The following is a 14,274-nucleotide window of genomic DNA, read 5'->3' on the forward strand; positions in this document are numbered from 1 at the left end:
GACCGAAGCCGAGACGCCCATCGCCAAGACGCACTCGACCGAAGCCGACACGCCCATCGCCAAGACGCACTCGACCGCGACCGACGCGCCCCTCGCCGAGACGCGCTCGACCGAAGCGGAAGCGCCCGTCACCAAGGCTCAATCGACCGAGACCGACGCGCCCGAAATGCACTCGACCGAAGCCGAAACCGACGCCCCATTCCCGCGATCATTTTCGAACGAAGGCACGAAGGACGCCTTCGGCACACCGACGCAAGCCGAGTCGCTCACAAAGACTCACGAAACCGCCGCTCCCACCGAATCCGCGTTCGAATCCTTCGGCAAACCGCACACGAAGTCCTTCGTCGAAATCGCCCCCGCAGCCGACGAGGAAACCGTCTTCACGCCGTTCGCCGATCGCGTTGCTGACGACGCAACCCGAAACGACACGCCAGCCGAACCCGCGGCACATGCGGAAACCGCCGCTCCGATGGAGACGCGCGTCGAGCCATCGCTGGATACCTCAACGGCGACGCCCGCCGGGATGCGCGTCGAGCCGTTCGTCGGCCCTTCCGAGGAAGCGAGCCGCAAGCGCTTCGTGCGTGCGCGCACCGGTCCTCTCGCCGACCATACGCCCAACGCAGAAGCGGAAACAGAAGCCACGCAATTCGGAGACACGCACACCGAACCTCCCGGCGACGCTCGCAACGAACCATTCGTCGGTCCGACGCAGCGCGCGCCGAACGTGCCGCCCACGCCGCCCCGCACATCGACGCAATCCGCCCTGCCCGCGTCGGCGGCAAGCGGCGCGTGGCCATCCGATCCCGAACCGCGCTTCGGCGCCCCTGGATACCCGCCCCGCCCCAACGGCGAGGCTGAACCGTTCCCGCCCCTGTCCGGGACGCGTAGCCCGCTGCCATCGCCCGCGGTCCTGAAGATCGCCGGGCGCGTCATCGCTGCGCTGCTCGCGATCACGCTCCTGCTGCAACTGGCGTGGTGGCAACGCGAAACGGTGATCGTCTACTTCCCGCATGCGCAGTCGCTTTACGCCAGCGCATGCGAGACGCTCGGCTGCAACGTCACGCCGCCGCGCGACATCGACGGCCTGCAGATCGAGAACTCGGGTCTCCGGCAAGTCGATGGAGCGCACAAGCTCGAACTCAGGCTGTCGCTGCGCAACCGGTACGATGTCGCGCTCGCGTATCCGGCGCTCGAACTCACGCTGCTCGACGACAAGAACAACGTCGCGATCCGCCGCGTGCTTTGGCCGCAGGATTACGCCCGCCCGCATACGATATTCGCGAACGGCCTCGCGCCGCGCAGCACGCAACCCGTGATCGTGCGCCTCGACACGGGCGACGTCGTCGCTGCGAACTATCGCGTGCAGGTTTTCTATCCGTGACGTCCGCGACACGTTCACGGCCTCGCCACATGCATCGTTTTTCTCCCCTGCGCGCGTCCGGCCCGGACGCGCGCTTATCCTTTGAACATCTGACGCAATCCAGGAGCGCAACATGAGTCAAGTCACCCTCGGCGGCAACCCGATCGACGTTGCCGGCACGTTCCCCTCGGCAGGACAGCAGGCGCCCGAGTTCACGCTCGTCGGCGCCGATCTCGGCGATCTGAAGCTCGCCAACTTCGCCGGCAAGCGCAAGGTGCTGAACATCGTACCGAGCCTCGACACGCCGACCTGCGCCACGTCGACGCGCAAATTCAACGAAGCCGCCGGCAAGCTCGACAACACGGCGGTCGTGGTCGTTTCCGGCGACCTGCCGTTCGCGGCCAAGCGCTTCTGCGTGACGGAAGGTCTGGAGAACGTCGTGACGGCATCGACGTTCCGCGGCACTGACTTCGCGAAGGCCTACGGCGTCGACGTGACGAGCGGGCCGCTGAAGGGCCTGACGGCGCGCGCCGTCGTCGTGATCGACGCGAACGACAAGGTGCTGTATTCCGAGCTCGTGTCCGAGATCAAGGACGAGCCGAACTATGACGCGGCGCTCGCTGCACTGAAGTAAACACACGCAACGCGGGCCGCTCGCGGCCCGCGCATTCATCAGGCGGTGACCGGGCCTTCGCGCCGCCGCGTGATGAATGCGCAATTCCTTCTCACCGACTCGATTCAAAGGACGTTTGCCTTGGCTACGCTCATCTGCGGCTCGCTCGCCTACGACAACATCATGACTTTCCAGGGCCGCTTCGGCGACCACATCCTGCCGGACCAGGTACACATGCTGAACATCAGCTTCCTGGTGCCGACGATGCGCCGCAACTTCGGCGGCTGCGCGGGCAACATCGCGTACGCGCTGAAGCTGCTCGGCGGCGACGCGAAGATCATGGCGACACTCGGCGAAGCCGACGCGCAGCTCTATCTCGATCGTCTCGATGCACTCGGTTTGTCGAAGGAATACGTGCGCGTGCTGCCCGACCAGCATTCGGCACAGTGCTTCATCACGACCGACCTCGGGAACAACCAGATCACCGCGTTCCACCCGGGCGCGATGATGGAATCGCACCTGAACCGCGCGGACCAGACGAGCGGCATCACGCTCGGCATCGTCGCGCCCGACGGCGCCGACGGCATGCGCCAGCACGCGGAGCAGTTCGCTTCGGCGGGCGTGCCGTTCGTGTTCGATCCAGGTCAGGGCCTGCCGATTCTCGAAGGTGTGGAGCTTCGTCACATGATTGAACTTGCCTCCTACGTGGCGGTCAACGATTACGAAGCCAAGTTGTTGAGCAACAAGACCGGTTGGTCGACCGAGGACATCGCGGGCCGCGTCAAGGCGCTGGTCGTGACGCGCGGTGAACAAGGCGCGCAGATTCATCATGAGCAGGGCATCGAGGAAATTCCGGTCGTGAAGGCGCGACAGGTCGTCGATCCGACCGGTTGCGGCGACGCGTTCCGGGGCGGCTTGCTGTATGGAATCGAAAACAAGCTTGGCTGGGAGAAGACCGGTCGTCTTGCCAGCCTGATGGGTTCGCTGAAAATCGAGCATCAGGGGCCGCAGACTTACGCGCCGACGCGCACCGAAATCGAAGAACGTTTCAAGCAGGCATTCGGAAGCAGCCTGTCGTAATGAGTGGAGCAAGGGAATGAGAAACATCAGTCGTATCGTGCTGACAGCAGCGCTCGTCAGCTCAGTGGCGATGTCGGGCTGCGCCTATAACAGCAGTTCGCCGGACGTCTATACGGCATCGCAGGCGCAGCGCGAAGAGACGGTACGCATGGCCACGGTCGAAAGCGTGCGCGGCGTGAAGATCAGCTCGAACAACGGCCAGCCGAGCGGCCTGGGCGCGATCGGCGGCGGCGCGCTCGGCGCGGTGGCCGGCAGCACGATCGGCGGCGGAACGGGGTCGATCCTGACCGGGATCGTCGGCGGTCTCGTGGGCGCGGTGGCAGGCAACGCGGTGGAGAACACCGCTGCGGTGAAGAACGGCCTCGAGATCACCGTGCGGCTCGATAACGGCGACATGCGCGCCATCACCCAAACGTCGACCGGAGAAGTGTTCCAGGCGGGCGAACGCGTTCGCCTGCTGTCGAGCGGCGGCGTGACGCGCGTCACGCACTGAGCGAACGAAAACGCGCGGATGTCGATCGACGTCCGCCTCAAGCGCATGCATCGAAGGAGGCATGCGCTTTTTTTCGCCCGCACGCGACGCTCATGAAAAACCCGCCGCTGACATCGGCCAGCGGCGGGTTTTGACCGGGTAGCACTACCCGGTCGCGAGACACATCGAGTGTGTCGAAGTACTGCGCTCGGTGCTTGGCTCCTGGCGCTTGCGCGCGAACTTACGGACGGCTGCCCGTCGGAAACGGCCATGCAGCAGCCGGGTTCAGCGCCGTCTTGACCGCCGAAGCCGGAGCTGGAGCTGCCGGAGTCGTCGCGGTGGTTGCCGGAGCTGCAGCGGTGCTCTTCTTCGCGGGGACAGCCTTCTTGACCGCAGCCTTTTTCGTGGCCGGGGCGGAAGTTTTCTTGGCAGCGGGCGGAGCAGCACTTTTGGTGGCAGCGGGTGCCGCAGCCTTTTTCGCAGCGGGCGCTTTCTTGGCAGCAGGGGCAGCCTTCTTGGCAGCAGGCGCCTTTTTCGCGGCAGCCTTCTTGGCGGGGGCCTTTTTGGCAGCAGCCTTTTTGGCAGGCGCGGCTTTCTTCGCCGCGGCCTTCTTGGCGGGCGCCTTCTTCGCAGCAGCCTTCTTCGCCGGCGCCTTCTTCGCGGCTACCTTCTTGGCGGCAACTTTCTTCGCCGCGGCCTTTTTCGCCGGCGCCTTCTTCGCGGCTACTTTCTTCGCGGCCGCTTTCTTCGCCGGTGCCTTCTTGGCTGCCACCTTCTTCACTGCGACTTTCTTCGCAGCGGCCTTCTTCGCCGGTGCTGCCTTCTTCGCGGCTACCTTCTTCGCCGGAGCGGCCTTCTTTGCCGCGGTTGCCTTCTTGGCGGCCGTCTTCTTCACGGCCGGTTTTGCTGCAGCCTTCTTGGCAGCGGGTTTTTTCTTGGCAAGTGCCATCATTTTCTCCTTCAGGTTTCGGATGAGAGTCAGTTCAAACAACACCCTTCGTCAAAACCCGCTTCCCGCATGCACGTCTCACGGCGCACGCTACGAAGCGGATTATTCATCGGCGTACGCTGATGGAGCCCGCTTACGCTAATGAATACGGCAAGGCGCGCCGTGCCCCGAGGCACCGCGCGCCAAATTGAGTCGACACCAAAAACCGGTGCCGGCAATCGCTTGATCGAACCGGCGGCGAGGCCGCCGGCGTTTTCCGGGGGGAAGTTTGCCCGTCCCACTGAAGGGTTCGCAAAACGCCTGTCATCTTTTTGGGCCGCTAAGCCACAAGGCGCACTTTGCATCAGGCGACCGTTCTCCTAAACCTTGACTGCAGATGCTCGCGTTGGTCGCGGCGGCACCTGCATCCCATCGATTTCCGTCTGCAACACGTCCTGGCTCGTTGTTATTCCCAGGTCAGCGCGCCGCCCGTTTGGTAATCAATCACGCGTGTCTCGAAGAAGTTGCGTTCCTTCTTCAAGTCGATCATCTCGCTCATCCACGGGAACGGGTTTTCCTCGTTCGGGTAGAGCGGGTCGAGGCCGATCTGCTGGCAACGACGATTGCAGATGAAGCGCAGGTAGCTCTTGAACATCGACGCGTTCAGGCCGAGCACCCCGCGCGGCATGGTGTCTTCAGCGTAGCGATATTCGAGTTCGACTGCCTGCTTGAAAATCTCGCGAATCTCTGCGCGGAACTCCGGCGTCCACAGTTGCGGTTCTTCCAGCTTGATCTGGTTGATCAGGTCGATGCCGAAGTTGCAGTGCATCGACTCGTCGCGCAGGATGTACTGGTACTGCTCCGCTGCGCCCGTCATCTTGTTCTGGCGACCCAGCGCCAGAATCTGCGTAAAGCCGACGTAGAAGAACAGGCCTTCCATCACGCAAGCGAACACGATCAACGACTTCAGCAATTTCTGGTCCGCTTCGAGCGTGCCGGTGGTGAAGGCGGGATCGGTGAGCGTCTGGATGAACGGAATCAGGAACTCGTCCTTCGCGCGGATCGAGTCGACCTCGTGATACGCGTTGAAGATTTCGCTCTCGTCGAGACCGAGCGACTCGACGATGTACTGGTACGCGTGCGTGTGGATCGCCTCTTCGAAGGCCTGGCGCAGCAGGAACTGGCGGCACTCCGGCGCGGTGATGTGGCGATACGTGCCGAGCACGATGTTGTTTGCGGCGAGCGAGTCGGCCGTGACGAAGAAGCCGAGATTGCGCTTCACGATGCGGCGCTCGTCATCCGACAGGCCGTTGGGGTCCTTCCACAGGGCGATGTCTCGCGACATGTTCACTTCCTGCGGCATCCAGTGGTTGGCGCAGCCCGCCAGATACTTTTCCCACGCCCATTTGTACTTGAACGGCACGAGCTGGTTGACGTCGGTCTTGCCGTTGATGATGCGCTTGTCGGCGACGTTCACGCGCGCTTCGCTCGCGGCCGCGATGGCGCCGGCGGAGGCCGCTGCGGGAGCGACGAAGTCGTTCGAGAAGATGTTGCTTGCGGACGAAGTATGTTGAGCAACCTGATGAGTGGCACGCGATGCTTCTTGCATGCCGGCAACCGTACCCGCGGCGTTGCGCAACACGTTGTGTTGCGAAGCGCTCGACGGAGCTACGGCAGTGGTCTCGTCATCCCAGTTGAGCATAAATTCTCACCATCAATTTAGATCGGTTTGTACCATCTTTTCATGAGCGATAAAAGAGCTTGCTCATGAAAATTCCTGTTTTGCGTTCGCGTTGCTACTTGCATACAACACTTTGCTCAACGCATCGTGTGTGAAGCCTCTCGCGATGTGTGTTGCTGCTTGTTTGCTTGCTCGTTCGAAGGGCTCTTCATCGAGCTTGCTTCGCGGTTCATGCTTCTGCTTTGCGGTCTTGCGGCGTTGCGTCGAAGCGTGCGACGAGAGGCATCGAAAGCGCATCGGTGACGATGCGAGTGACTGGCGATTTGCTGCGCTTCGCTTCGTCGTTCGAGCTTCGCTTCCACGCTCGGCGAGCACGCGACGATCACGCGTTTCGAATCGGCCGACGCTGCCTGAAGCGTCCGCATCGATCTGCCGGAAGCGCCGTTCGATGCGGCCTGAAGGACCTTCGCATGGCGCTGATGCGTTGCCGGAGTTTAGCATCCGCGGTCTTGAAATTCCACTAAATGTTGTGGCGTCGGAGGACGTTGACCACAAGCTATAGTGGGCCACGCCAAGCCCGCTAATCCGCGCTTCCGGCACCGTGTCAAGCGCTGCGAGCGCCTCGAAGCGAGCTACCGCGCCCTCAACGGCTCGAGCAGCGAGCGCAGATTGTTGTGGTCGATCTCGTGCATGAGCGCGAGCAGCCGACCGAGTTGCCCTTGCGGAAAACCCTCACGCGCGAACCACGCGAGGTAGTTGCCGGGGAGGTCCGCGAGAAGCCTTCCCTTGAACTTTCCATAGGGCATCGTCTGCGTGACGAGGCGCTGCAAATCTTCCGGGTCCATGTCGTTCGATCCTCGTTGTCGGTGAGCGGCGCAGTATCGCCGATTCGGTGTCGCGTACTGTGGCCCATCCCTCAGCGGTTGCTCCACATCGATGCCATAATCGCCGCTCCCGCCTGCCGCGATGTCCATCGATTCTCCATGCCGCTCGCCATCAAAGCCTTCGTCGCCCCTCTCATCGTCGCGTGCGCGATGTTCATGGAAAGCGTCGATGCGAACGTCATCGTCACCGCCATTCCCGAGATGGCCCGCGCCTTCGGCCGCGACCCCGTCACGCTGAAGATCGCGGTCACGAGCTACGTGCTCGGCCTCGGCGTGTTCATCCCGATCTGCGGCTGGGTCGCCGACCGCTTCGGCGCCCGCACCGTCTTTCGCACCGCCATCGGCGTGTTCGTCGTCGGGTCGCTGCTGTGCGCGGCATCCGGCTCACTCGCTACGTTTACGGTCGCGCGCTTCGTGCAGGGCGTCGGCGGCGCGATGATGGTGCCGGTCGGGCGCATCATCATCTTCCGCTCGGTGCGCCGCTCCGAGTTCATCCGCGCGATGAACTACCTGAGCGTCCCGGCGATGCTCGGCCCCGCCGTCGGGCCGCTGCTCGGCGGCTTCATCACGACCTACCTGCACTGGCGCCTGATCTTCTTCATCAACATCCCGATCGGCATCGCGGGCATCTATCTGACGAACCGCTATATCGCGAACTCGCGCGAGGAACATCCGGGGCGGCTCGACTGGTTCGGCTTCTTTCTCTCGGCAAGCGGCGGCACGCTGCTCTTGCTCGGTCTCTCGCTGGTCGGCGGCGAGCTCATGCCGAACAGCGTCGCCGGCGCGATGTGCGCGGGCGGCGCGGTGATGGTCGTGCTCTACTGGCTGCACTCGCGACGCACCGAACGCCCGCTCCTCGACCTGCGCTTCTTTCGCGTGCCGACCTTTCAGGCGAGCGTGCTCGGCGGATCGCTCTTTCGCATCGGACTCGGCGCGGTGCCGTTCCTGCTGCCGCTCGCGTTGCAGGAAGGGCTGCACATGACGGCGTTCAAGTCCGGTTCGATCACGTGCGCGTCGGCGTTCGGCGGCATGTTCATGCGCTCGCTCGCGTCGCGCGTGCTGCATCGCTTCGGCTTCCGGCACACGCTGATGGTCAACGCGGCGCTTTCCGGCCTCGCGATCGCAGCGTGCGGCATGTTCTTCCCGGGCACGCCGACGTGGGTGATCTGGACCGTCGTGCTGCTCGGCGGCTTCTTCCCTGCGTTGCAATTCACGAGCCTGAATTCGCTCGCGTATGCGGAAATCGAAACCCGCGATGTCGGCCGGGCGACGAGCCTCGCGAGTTTCATCCAGCAGGTGTCGCTGGGGCTCGGTGTGACCATCGCGGGGATCACGCTCGATATCTCGCAGAGCGTGCAAGGTCACGCGACGATCGTCTGGCCGGATTTCTGGCCGGCGTTTGTTGTCGTGGGCGCGTTCTCGTTTCTTTCGATTCCGGTGACGGCGAGGTTGTCGCGGGAGGCGGGGTCGGAGATTTCGCGGGGGACGCGAGGGTGAAGGTGGCTTGTGTTTGCGCGAGTAGCTTCTAACGAAGATAGTCCAAACAATTTCTCGCGGTTTTCAAAGTTCACCGTCGGCCGGGGAAAGACGTTTCTCGTCGCGAAGGCGGAAGGCGTCCCGCGCGATACCTCTAAGCCAATTCGACGGTTGTCATATTTAAACGCAAAATTGAAAGCTCCTCGACGGTAAAGATTAATCTTCGATTTGTTTAGCGAGCGCTGTGCAGGCGTTTGGTAAATATCAAATCTAGAATAATCTGAGGGAGCATTCGCATGATAAGGCGGTTCTTAGTCGCTCTTGCTTTTTTCTTATCCACTTTCACTTTAGTTAGTTGTAGCGGCGGTGATGGCCCTGATGCCGGCGTTGCGGCGAGTGGAAAGTCTGCGCAGTTAAAAAATACGGCGAAGGCTGCGGTTGGGGATAGTCGCGGTTATGCACTGACGGCGGGAATCTGGCCAGCTACACCGATCGGCGTCTGTTGGGAATTCGATGATAGTTTTATGTCAAGAACCGAATGGCAACGAGGTATCGTTAAGAAAGCGGTGGAGGATACTTGGGTCGCAAATTCAAATGTCTCGTTCACGGGGTGGGGCAAGTGCTCGGAGTATCCTAATTTCTATGGCATTCGCATCGCGCTCACAAACGGTGTACCAGGTTATTATTATAACAATATCGGGTACGAAAATAATAATTGGGCAAACGCGATGCGCCTGAATTTCGATCCCGGATCGTTTATGCAAGATTGCTATCGCGATCCCGAGCGGTGTATTCGAATTACCGCCGTGCATGAGTTTGGGCACGGATTAGGTTTTTCTCATGAGCAAAATCGCCCGGACAAACCGGAGAATTGCGCCGACGCGCCGCAGGGTAAGGACGGCGATATATCCTTTGGCGACTTCGATATGGAATCCGTCATGAGCTACTGCAATGCGCCAGGGGTCTGGATGGGCGACGGAATTCTAAGCGCCACTGACATAAAGATGGTCCAGCATTTTTACGGCAAAAAACCTCGCCTGATGTATGTCGTGAAGGCTTCGCAAACGCCACAGTGGATAGCTGTCTTTGAGATGGAAAATGCCACGTCGGTAGCGCAAATCCCCGCCGATCCAATGGTGGACGATGGCGTGACGCGTGTTATCACGCATATTGTATCCAGTCCCGACGACAAGTTTGTCTTCTATGTGAACCAACCGTGGAACCGGCCCGGCGCTCACGTCCACACTATCGACACGACGACGAACAAGATAATCAAGTCGACCGCAATCAATGAGGAAATCGTCGATTTAAAAGTGTCGCCCGACAGCAAGACGTTATATGTGCTCTGGGTGAATGACCAGAACCAGACTGGCGTACGTCTGTTTGACGCATCGAGTAATGCGGTTCTTGGCGACATTCCCTTGAGCAACGCAAAGCTTCTCGCCACACCTCGAGTTCAGAACGACGCGATATACGTCCTCACAGCTACAAGCGACTCCTCCGCTCAGAGCATCGCCAAAATCAGCGTGCCTGACCGTAAGGTAATTCGAACTTATGCCGTCGGACCTGCGGGAAAGAACGGGCTGAACCTCGGTCTTTCCATGGACGAAAAGAAAATATATTTCGTGGCTCACGAAATCACGGGCGACAGCACACCACGTATGGCCGCGCTCAATCTCGCAGATGGAACTTACTTCAAGTTGCCTCCGTTACCTGCGGGATTGGATGTGTTCGATATGCAGGTTTTGAACATGGAAGACATTCTTATAGGAACGCATATCGACTCGATGGGACCCCGTATTTACAACATCGAAACCGGGAAGGTAAGCGTAGTCCACTCCGGATCAAATCAAGATGGTCCATATTTATACGTTTATTCCCCCGACAGCGGGCAGAACATTTACACAATGTCCGACGGCCGATACGGCGGCAATCTCAACTGGTTCTCGCGGCAGCAAGACCTGAGTTACTCGGGCGGCGACATTCACATGTATTCGTTCCAAATGTACAGCTTTGCGCAAAAGCGTCCCTTCACGCTCGTTCATTAACGAATTTTGATTACATCCACCCACTCCGCGGCAGACGTGCCGATTGTCGGGCCGACCAAGCCACCGGGGCGGCGCGATATAGGTATTCGGCTGCGCAAATTCACAGCTTCGAAACAGTCGACACGTCACGCGTATGGCACGCCCTTGCGTTGCCCATGACCAAACGTCTAATGCACTCTTTAACGATAGGAAGATCAATGACACGCCAAAGCAAACACTGTGAAACCGCCCGCCTGCCGGCCCGTCACGCGAACCTCGTTACGGCGCTACTACTGAGCGCCGTTCCTGCCATCGCTCTTTACGCATCGGCTGCAGACGCACAGGCGCTATCCGCTGCGGGCGGCAAAGCCAATCGCCCCAGTATCGCTATCACGGCCAATGGCACGCCGGTCGTCAACATCGTCGCGCCGAACGCGGCCGGCCTTTCGCACAACAAGTTCACCGACTACAACGTCGGCGCAGCCGGCCTCGTACTCAACAACAGCCGCACGGCTGTACAGACGCAACTCGGCGGCGTGATCGCAGGCAACTCGCAACTCGGCGCGAAACCAGCGAAGGTGATCCTCAACGAAGTCATCGGCGCGAATCCCACGATGCTCAACGGAACGACCGAGATCGCCGGCAAATCGGCGCATCTCATCGTCGCGAACCCGAACGGCATCACCGTGAACGGCGGTGGTTTCATCAACGCGCCGCGAACCACGCTGACAACCGGCAAGGCGACGTTCGACTCACTGGGCAACATCACGAATATCGACACCACAAGAGGCCGCATCGAAATCCAAGGCAAGGGCCTCGACGCGACGCGTATCGACCAACTAGATCTGATCGCGCGCAGTATCGTGGTGAACGCTGCACTGCACGCCGACGGCGCCAAGGTCGTGGGTGTCGGTGGCGTCACGCGTCATAGCCTGGCGTCCGGCGCAACGCAGTCGGCCGTGGAAGCCGGCCTGACGGCAGAAGGCTCGGCGCCGCGCACCGTCGCCATCGACGTCTCGAAACTCGGCAGCATGTACGCGAATTCGATCCGTCTCGTCGGCTCGCGGGATGGCGTGGGCGTGAACGACAACAACGGCGCCGGCACTCCTGTCTCAGCGAGGTCGATGCCCGAGTGGGGCATCGATAGCGGACGAATCAACGTGAATGGCCTGATCCAGGCGGGTTCGGGTGGCGCATCGTTCTCGACCGGCAGCCTGACAGTTATCGGGAAGACCGGGACGGTATCTTCGGCGCGCGGCCTTTCAGTCTCAGGCGGGACCAGAAATGAAGGCAATATCCTCGCGCGCACGCTCTCGGTCGAAAACCTCGACAACAGCACCGGCACCCTCAAGACCACCGGCAAGATGAGTGTTTCCGGCAGTACTGAAAACACCCTCGGCCGAATTGATGTGGGCTCGGCGTCGTTCGTGGGTGCGGTCAGCAACGACCGTGGCGTGATCCACTCCGCGGGAAAGCTGAACGCCGCAGGGCTCGTCAACAATATCCTCGGCGAGATCTCCGCACAGTCCATCGCGATCGACGGCAGGCTGTACAACGAACACGGCGGCCTGCTCCGCTCCGGTTCGACAATCAAGGTCAACGGCTACACATCGAACAACGACGGCACGATCGAATACGTCAGTTCCGCCAAATTCGCAAACCCGGTGGACGGCGTCGTGACAAAGCTCAAGCCAGGCAACGTGTCGATGCGCTGATCAAACAGCGCTGCGACTCGCCTTCGGCGTGGGTCGGCGGCGTGCCAGATTTAGCGGGGCCGAACGTCGCGTTCGGCCCCGCGTCCGTTCTTTTGATGGCGTGGAAGGACAAGAGCTAGCGGCCACGTTGTGGGAGATTGAACACGCACGTTCCGCTTCGCCGCCATCGCTTCCCCCTCAAGCCGGCACGCCTACTTTCAACTCTTCCGGCCTCGCAACACCATGCTTTTCCGCGCCTTTCCCGCCATTTCGATCAACAAGCACCGCTCGCTCACGGCAGCTCTCCTCGTTTGGTCAACGCTGCCGCACAGCGAGGCGCGGGCGCAACGAGCGCCGGTCGATATCCCGTCCCTCACGAACTACCAGCCGAGCCAGGAACAACGGCTCGACGCGGTACTGGATGCCGCCGTCCCGCGACCGAGCGCGCTCTCCGCATCGACCAGCGACGATCCCCCCTCGCTGGCATTACCGCTGGAAATGTCGTGCATGGTCGTCCGTGACGTCGATTGGCGAGGCGCACTCCCATTTCCCTGGCTGACCACGCTCGCCCGCATCGAAGGCGAATGCATCGGCGAGCAGGGTCTTCGCGTTCTTCAGGACTGGCTCTCACGCGAACTCATCGCACGCGGCTTCATCACGACGCGCCTCAACATCCCGAAGGACGAATTTCAGGACGGCCATCTCGTCGTGCAAATCGTCCCGGGGACGATCGGCAAGATCCGCGACGAAGGCGGCGGCATCGGCTGGCAGCCCGCCGCGTTTCCGACCGGACCCGGAGACGCGCTCAATGTGCGCGACCTGGATCAGGCGATGGAAAACATGCTTCGCCTTCCGGGACAAAGCGGCGTGAACTTCGATCTCCTTCCCGGCGCGAGGCTGGGCGCGACCGACATCGTGATCGTTCATCCCGAGGAATCGAAGCGCTGGCATGTGGTTTTGAATGCCGACAATCAGGGCGTCGCGGCAACCGGACGCAATCAGGTCGGCGCAACCGTCGCGATCGATTCACCGCTGCATCTTTATGACCAGTTGATCGTGGGCTTGAACAACGACGCCGAACTCAACAACCACGAGGTCGCGTCGAATGCCAAAAGCGCCGCGTGGAACGTGCCGCTCGGCTACGCGTCCTTGTCGATCGGCGCGAGTGAATGGTCGTCGAAGCAAACCATCGCGGACGTCGGCCCGGATTATCCGTACCGCAGCCGCACACGGCGCTTCGACTTCGGTATCGGCTTCGCGCCTTACCGTTCGCAAGACGCAAAAGGCGCGCTGCAGTTCAAGATCGTGCGCCGTCAGGAGATCAATACCGTCGGCGATGCGCCGATTGCCACGCAGAACCACGACATCACGGGTTATGAAGCCAACTTTGCCCATCAGCAGGAACTCGCCTGGGCATCGGTGAGAGCGGGCGCGGGAGTGCGGGGAAGTCTCGCGGGTGTGAGCCGCGACCCCGGCCATGTCTACGGCCATGCGAACTGGAACGGCCGATACTGGATTCTTGGCACGAACACGTCGATCGACGTCCCGTTCGAAGCCGGCGAGCGACGCTTCGGCTATCGCGGCACACTGTCGGTGCAGTGGTCGCCCATGCCGATTCCATCGACCGAATACCTGCAACTCGGAGGACGCTACACCGTCCGTGGCTTCGATGGCAACTCGGTTCTCTCGGCAGAAAGCGGCTGGGTATGGCGCAACGAAATCGCGACGGGGGCGTTCGCCGGCAGCGAAGCCTATGTGGCGCTGGACACTGGACGTGTGAGCGGTCCTTCGGCTGGGGAACTGACCGGCCAGACGCTTGCCGGAACCGCTCTCGGATTGCGAGGCACGTATAAAACGTTCGGATACGACGCTTCACTTGGCCTGCCGCTTGTCAAACCTTCGGGATTCAAGGCTCGGACCGCGTTCCTCGGCCTGTCCTTGACGGCTCGCATCTGAACGAAGCGTTTTGGCTTTCGCTTTCACGTCATCGCCGCGTCGCGTGTACTGGATCAGTCTTGGGCCGACAAAACGCAAAAGGCCGGCAGAAAGCGTCCGATTC

Annotated in this window: 12 protein-coding genes; 8 read left to right on the plus strand and 4 right to left on the minus strand. The window is 61.3% G+C overall.

The features are described 5' to 3' along the window. The 4 genes from AWB68_RS15215 to AWB68_RS15230 form a co-directional block, all read left to right on the plus strand. Nucleotides 1-1,381: DUF3426 domain-containing protein (locus AWB68_RS15215; RefSeq protein ID WP_327382596.1), on the plus strand; the 1,381-nt coding region annotated here is incomplete at its 5' end. A 112-nt stretch (nt 1,382-1,493) separates the two neighbouring features. Beyond that, nucleotides 1,494-1,994 carry a thiol peroxidase gene (gene tpx, locus AWB68_RS15220; RefSeq protein ID WP_087645181.1) on the plus strand — a complete coding sequence of 167 codons (501 nt, stop codon included), beginning with the start codon at nt 1,494-1,496 and terminating at the stop codon, nt 1,992-1,994. Between the two features lie 120 nt (nt 1,995-2,114). Beyond that, entirely contained in the window at nt 2,115-3,053 is a 939-nt protein-coding gene (locus AWB68_RS15225; RefSeq protein WP_087645240.1) for a carbohydrate kinase family protein, read from the plus strand. A 16-nt stretch (nt 3,054-3,069) separates the two neighbouring features. After that, nucleotides 3,070-3,546: an outer membrane lipoprotein gene (locus tag AWB68_RS15230; protein ID WP_087645182.1), complete on the plus strand. Its 477-nt coding sequence runs from the start codon at nt 3,070-3,072 to the stop codon at nt 3,544-3,546. A gap of 220 nt (nt 3,547-3,766) precedes the next feature. On the opposite strand, the gene AWB68_RS15235 is transcribed toward AWB68_RS15230, so the two are convergent. From AWB68_RS15235 to AWB68_RS15255, 4 genes are all read right to left on the minus strand, one after another. Further along, the gene (locus AWB68_RS15235) at nt 3,767-4,474 is read right to left on the minus strand and encodes a histone H1-like repetitive region-containing protein (RefSeq protein WP_087645183.1); all 708 of its coding nucleotides are present in this window, start codon (nt 4,472-4,474) and stop codon (nt 3,767-3,769) included. A 29-nt stretch (nt 4,475-4,503) separates the two neighbouring features. Continuing rightward, complete coding sequence (locus AWB68_RS49445) at nt 4,504-4,818, minus strand: hypothetical protein (RefSeq protein ID WP_087645184.1); 315 nt, start codon at nt 4,816-4,818, stop codon at nt 4,504-4,506. Between the two features lie 101 nt (nt 4,819-4,919). Then, on the minus strand, nt 4,920-6,155 hold the full coding sequence (locus tag AWB68_RS15245; protein ID WP_087645185.1) for a ribonucleotide-diphosphate reductase subunit beta: 1,236 nt from the start codon (nt 6,153-6,155) through the stop codon (nt 4,920-4,922). Nucleotides 6,156-6,766: 611 nt separating this feature from the next. After that, a complete protein-coding gene (locus tag AWB68_RS15255) occupies nt 6,767-6,979 on the minus strand; it encodes a DUF3820 family protein (RefSeq protein ID WP_087645187.1) in 213 nt (70 codons plus the stop codon). Nucleotides 6,980-7,117: 138 nt separating this feature from the next. Between AWB68_RS15255 and AWB68_RS15260 the strand changes: the two genes are divergently transcribed. The 4 genes from AWB68_RS15260 (at nt 7,118) to AWB68_RS15275 (ending at nt 14,171) form a co-directional block, all read left to right on the plus strand. After that, nucleotides 7,118-8,515, plus strand: coding sequence for an MFS transporter (locus AWB68_RS15260; RefSeq protein ID WP_087645188.1), 1,398 nt, complete (start codon nt 7,118-7,120; stop codon nt 8,513-8,515). Between the two features lie 275 nt (nt 8,516-8,790). Beyond that, on the plus strand, nt 8,791-10,542 hold the full coding sequence (locus AWB68_RS15265; RefSeq protein ID WP_125482943.1) for a hypothetical protein: 1,752 nt from the start codon (nt 8,791-8,793) through the stop codon (nt 10,540-10,542). 197 nt (nt 10,543-10,739) lie between these two features. Beyond that, on the plus strand, nt 10,740-12,236 hold the full coding sequence (locus tag AWB68_RS15270) for a filamentous hemagglutinin N-terminal domain-containing protein (protein WP_160110019.1): 1,497 nt from the start codon (nt 10,740-10,742) through the stop codon (nt 12,234-12,236). 222 nt (nt 12,237-12,458) lie between these two features. Beyond that, complete coding sequence (locus AWB68_RS15275; RefSeq protein ID WP_087645191.1) at nt 12,459-14,171, plus strand: ShlB/FhaC/HecB family hemolysin secretion/activation protein; 1,713 nt, start codon at nt 12,459-12,461, stop codon at nt 14,169-14,171. Nucleotides 14,172-14,274: the final 103 nt, after the last annotated feature.

The organism is Caballeronia choica (assembly GCF_001544535.1).
Classification (GTDB): Bacteria; Pseudomonadota; Gammaproteobacteria; order Burkholderiales; family Burkholderiaceae; genus Caballeronia; species Caballeronia choica.

What these genes read in the sequence shown, in the direction of transcription:
- tpx (WP_087645181.1), top strand. Translation starts at nt 1,494, where the DNA reads ATGAGTCAAGTCACCCTCGGCGGCAACCCGATCGACGTTGCCGGCACG.
- AWB68_RS15230 (WP_087645182.1), top strand. Translation starts at nt 3,070, where the DNA reads ATGAGAAACATCAGTCGTATCGTGCTGACAGCAGCGCTCGTCAGCTCA.
- AWB68_RS15235 (WP_087645183.1), bottom strand. Translation starts at nt 4,474, where the DNA reads ATGGCACTTGCCAAGAAAAAACCCGCTGCCAAGAAGGCTGCAGCAAAA.
- AWB68_RS49445 (WP_087645184.1), bottom strand. Translation starts at nt 4,818, where the DNA reads ATGCAAAGTGCGCCTTGTGGCTTAGCGGCCCAAAAAGATGACAGGCGT.
- AWB68_RS15245 (WP_087645185.1), bottom strand. Translation starts at nt 6,155, where the DNA reads ATGCTCAACTGGGATGACGAGACCACTGCCGTAGCTCCGTCGAGCGCT.
- AWB68_RS15255 (WP_087645187.1), bottom strand. Translation starts at nt 6,979, where the DNA reads ATGGACCCGGAAGATTTGCAGCGCCTCGTCACGCAGACGATGCCCTAT.
- AWB68_RS15260 (WP_087645188.1), top strand. Translation starts at nt 7,118, where the DNA reads ATGCCGCTCGCCATCAAAGCCTTCGTCGCCCCTCTCATCGTCGCGTGC.
- AWB68_RS15265 (WP_125482943.1), top strand. Translation starts at nt 8,791, where the DNA reads ATGATAAGGCGGTTCTTAGTCGCTCTTGCTTTTTTCTTATCCACTTTC.
- AWB68_RS15270 (WP_160110019.1), top strand. Translation starts at nt 10,740, where the DNA reads ATGACACGCCAAAGCAAACACTGTGAAACCGCCCGCCTGCCGGCCCGT.
- AWB68_RS15275 (WP_087645191.1), top strand. Translation starts at nt 12,459, where the DNA reads ATGCTTTTCCGCGCCTTTCCCGCCATTTCGATCAACAAGCACCGCTCG.